Source organism: Microbacterium sp. (genome assembly GCF_026393345.1).
Classification (GTDB): Bacteria; Actinomycetota; Actinomycetes; order Actinomycetales; family Microbacteriaceae; genus Microbacterium.
In genome coordinates this window covers 1-3960 of sequence record NZ_JAPLAI010000010.1, presented here as the reverse complement: position 1 = coordinate 3960, position 3960 = coordinate 1, and the positions used below count along the sequence as shown (strand labels likewise).

Here is a 3960-nt window from a genome sequence, read left to right as displayed (position 1 = left end):
ACGACCTGGAGGAGGCGTGGCTCGTCCCCGGCGATGACCACCGGGTCTTCGCCGACCTCGAGAACCCATTCGTGGTCGCCGCCCGTCACCTGGGCGTCGCCGATCGCCTCGATCGCGAGACGGCTCAGGTCGACGGTGCCGTAGACGAGTTCCTGGCCCTCTTCGAGCCGGGCGAGGAGCAGCAGATCCTCCACGAGTGCGGTCATCCGAAGCGACTGCGCCTGAATGCGTTCCAGCGCCGACTCGGTGTTGTCGCTGAGGGCGGGATCGCGCAGCGACAGCTCGGAGTACCCACGGATCGAGGCGAGCGGGGTGCGCAGCTCGTGGCTGGCGTCGGCGACGAAGCGCCGCATCCGTTCCTCATTGCGCTGGCGGGCGTCGAGGGCCGACCCGACGTGGTCGAGCAGGGTGTTGAGCGAGGCACCGACCCGGCCGATCTCGGTGTCGTCGTCGGCCTGCGCCGCGGGGACCCGTTCCGTGATCGTCACCGCACCCTCGGACAGCGGCTGCGCGGCGACGCGCTCGGCGGTGGCCGCGACCGCACGGAGTGGCGCGAGGGAGCGACGGATGATGATGGCCAGCAGCACGCCGAGGATCAGCAGGCCCCCGATGGTCACGAGCGCGACGGTGGTGAGAATCTGCGCGAGCGTCGTGGTGACCTCACTCGTCGGCAGGCCGTACACGGCGAACACGCCGGAGGGGTCGCCACTGAAGTACACCCGGTACTGGCCGAGGTCGGGGACATCCACGGTGGCGAACCCGCCGACCTGGACCTGCTGGACCACGTCGGTGATCTGCGAGGTGTCGATGCTCCGGACCGTGTCGTCGGCCGCGACGTAGGCGCCGCTGATCCCGGTCGGCATCCGCACCACCAGCAGATAGCCGTGTTCCTGGCGTCCGCCGGAGAGGATGTCGGAGGCGGTCGCCGACAGCGCCCCGCGGGTGACATCGGGGGCGTACTGCAGCACCTGCACGTTGAGGTTCTGCTGCATGATCGTGCTGAGGATCGTGCCGGTCGCCAGCCCCACCGCGCCGAGGATGATCGCGACCATGCCGATGACCGCGGTCATCAGCCGGGTCTGCAGAGTCCAGTGGGCGAACCGGCGCCGCGGCGAGACGGATGCGGTCACTGCGCGGCTTTGATCATGTAACCGACGCCGCGCACGGTGTGGATCAGCGGCTCGCGTCCCTGGTCGATCTTCTTGCGCAGGTAGGAGATGTACAGCTCCACCACGGAGGAGCGGCCGCCGAAGTCGTAGTTCCACACCCGGTCGAGGATCTGGGCCTTCGACACGACGCGGCGCTGGTTGCGCATGAGAAAGCGCAGCAGCTCGAACTCGGTCGCCGTCAGCTCGATCTGGGTGCCCGCACGTTCGACTTCGTGGCTGTCCTCGTTGAGGCTCAGGTCGCCCACGCGCAGGATCGGCTCCGCGTCGTCGGCGCGGGCCGTGCCGGCGCGGCGCATGAGACCGCGGAGCCGTGCCACGACCTCTTCCAGGCTGAACGGCTTCGTCACATAGTCGTCGCCGCCGGCGGTGAGACCCGCCACCCGGTCGGAGACCGCATCCTTCGCAGTGAGGAAGAGCACGGGCACGTCGTTGCCGGACTGGCGTAGCCGCTGCAGCACAGCCATGCCGTCGAGGTCGGGCATCATGATGTCGAGCACCATGGCGTCCGGCTCGAAATCGCGGGCGGAGGACAGGGCCTCGAACCCGGAGGCCGCGGCCCGCACCTCCCAGCCCTCCATGCGCAGGGCCATGGACAGCAGGTCGGTGAGCATCTGCTCGTCGTCGACGACGAGGACGCGCGGGGGCGTGCCGTCGGCACGGTGGAGTGCGGGGGCTGCAGCCATGGTGGTCATGCCTCGATTCTCGGACGCAACCTATGCGGTTCCTATGGCAGAGCATATGCACTGGCTGTGAGTCACGCTCATAGGTTCCTCTTAACCTCCGCTGACGGCGCGCATCACCCGCATCCGTAGGTTCGCAGCGATGGCCGGAGACCCGCGGCCGAGAGGAGACCCATGTACTGGACGTACCTGCGGCGGGAGCTCGCCGGCCGCAAGAAACAGACCATCATCGTCGCGGCGGGACTCGCCATCGCCGTCGCGCTCGTGATCATCGTCAACTCGCTGTCCGGAGGTGTACGCGACGCGCAGGCCGCCGCGCTGGAATCCGTGTACGGCGTCGGCACCGACCTGACGGTCACCGGTGCGCAGGCCGAGCCTGGGGAGGGCGGACCCGGGCAGGGCGGTGGATCGTTCGACTTCGGCGAGGACGGCGGCGCGACAGCCGAGGACGGCACCACGACCCTCGAGCAGTCGCGACTGATGACCGACATGATGCGCGGCACCCTGGATGCGTCGACGGTCGCGGATGCCACATCCGTCGACGGCGTGGCCGCCGCATCCGGCGCCCTCAGCCTCACGAACTCGACGTTCTCCGGCGAGCTGCCCACTGCACCGAGCGACGGAACCGGCACCACCGACGGCCAGGCTGCGCCGCCTGCGGGCGGTCAGGGCGGCGGCTTCGGTGGCGGCTCCTTCGACGTCGACTCGTTCACCGTGCTCGGCGTCGAGTCGGCCGACACCACCGTCGGCCCGCTCTCCTCCGTGGAGCTGTCCGAGGGGCGGCTCCTGGATGCGGGGGACGACGGTGAGAACGTGGCCGTCCTCGACGCCACGTACGCGACCTCGAACGACCTCGCCGTGGGCGACACCATCGATGTCGGCGGCACCGACATGGAGATCGTCGGCATCGTCGCCTCCACCTCATCCGAGGCCGACACCGCCGCCAACGTGTACATCCCGCTGGGCGTCGCCCAGACCCTCGCGGGTGTCGGCGACGTCGTCTCCACCGTGTACGTTCAGGCCGAGTCGGCCGGCGACATCGCCGCGGTGCAGTCCGCGCTCGAAGAAGCGCTCCCCGAGGCGACGGTCAGCTCGCAGTCCGACCTCGCCTCGACCGTGTCCGGATCGCTCGCCAGCGCGTCGTCGCTGATCACGAATCTCGGCACCTGGCTGTCGATCATCGTTCTCGTCGTGGCCGTGGCGCTCGCCGTCCTGTTCACGATCTCCGGCGTCTCGCGTCGCACCCGTGAGTTCGGCACCCTGAAGGCGATCGGCTGGTCCAACCGCCGGGTCGTCGGTCAGGTGGCGGGGGAGTCCGTCGTGCAGGGCCTGCTGGGCGGCATCCTCGGTCTCGTCATCGGACTCATCGGAGTCGTCGCGATCAACATCATCCAGCCGACCATCTCCGCTGCCGCGAGCACGCCGACCGGACCCGGTGGCGACGCCGGCGGCGGAGGCGGGATGCCGGGCGGCATGGGGCAGGCCGCGGCGACCGCGGCCGACATCACCCTCAGCGCGCCGATCTCGGTCTCCGTGATCATTGCGGCGATCGTGCTGGCCGTGGCCGGTGGTCTCGTCGCCGGCGCGTTCGGCGGATGGCGCGCCGCGCGGCTGAGTCCCGCCGAGGCGCTCAGGTCCGTGGCGTGATCGACAACCCGACAGAATCGACAGGAGCACACAGATGACCATCGTGGAAACCGGGCAGGAGGGCGTCGCCGATCAGGCGCCGACCCCCGCCTACCGCATCGTCGGCGTCACCAAGACGTACGCGCAGAAGGGACGCGTCGTGAAGGCGCTGACCGGCGTGGACGTGGAGAGCGCGCACGGCGACTTCGTCAGCATCCAAGGTCCCACCGGCGGCGGGAAGTCGACCTTCCTGCAGCTTCTCGGGGCGCTGGACCGTCCCACCGCCGGGTCGGTGTACCTGGACGGGCAGGACATCGCCCAGGCATCGAACGCCGAGCTCGGGCGGCTCCGGGCGCACGAGATCGGGTTCGTGTTCCAGGGCTTCAACCTCATCCCGACGCTGACGGCCGCCGAGAACGTCGACATGGGCCTGGAGCCGCTGGGTCTGAGTCGCGAGGAGCGCGCACAGCGGGTCGCCGAGGCGC

4 protein-coding genes are annotated in these 3960 nt (G+C 69.8%); 2 read left to right on the top strand and 2 right to left on the bottom strand.

What is annotated here, in order from left to right:
• Both NT132_RS01035 and NT132_RS01030 read right to left on the bottom strand, forming a co-directional pair.
• Positions 1-1130 (bottom strand): histidine kinase dimerization/phospho-acceptor domain-containing protein (locus NT132_RS01035; RefSeq protein ID WP_297783469.1); only part of this gene is annotated, 1130 nt, incomplete at its 3' end.
• Positions 1127-1861, bottom strand: coding sequence for a response regulator transcription factor (locus NT132_RS01030; protein WP_297783466.1), 735 nt, complete (start codon positions 1859-1861; stop codon positions 1127-1129). The genes NT132_RS01030 and NT132_RS01035, both read right to left, overlap by 4 nt.
• A 162-nt stretch (positions 1862-2023) precedes the next feature.
• On the opposite strand from NT132_RS01030, the gene NT132_RS01025 reads away from it, so the two are divergent.
• Entirely contained in the window at positions 2024-3496 is a 1473-nt protein-coding gene (locus tag NT132_RS01025) for an ABC transporter permease (RefSeq protein WP_297783463.1), read from the top strand.
• Positions 3497-3530: 34 nt separating this feature from the next.
• The coding region (locus NT132_RS01020; RefSeq protein ID WP_297783460.1) for an ATP-binding cassette domain-containing protein at positions 3531-3960 on the top strand (430 nt) is incomplete at its 3' end.

Bases quoted from the DNA above. Each gene is read 5' to 3' on its own strand.
- NT132_RS01030 (WP_297783466.1), bottom strand. From the start codon at position 1,861: ATGACCACCATGGCTGCAGCCCCCGCACTCCACCGTGCCGACGGCACG.
- NT132_RS01025 (WP_297783463.1), top strand. From the start codon at position 2,024: ATGTACTGGACGTACCTGCGGCGGGAGCTCGCCGGCCGCAAGAAACAG.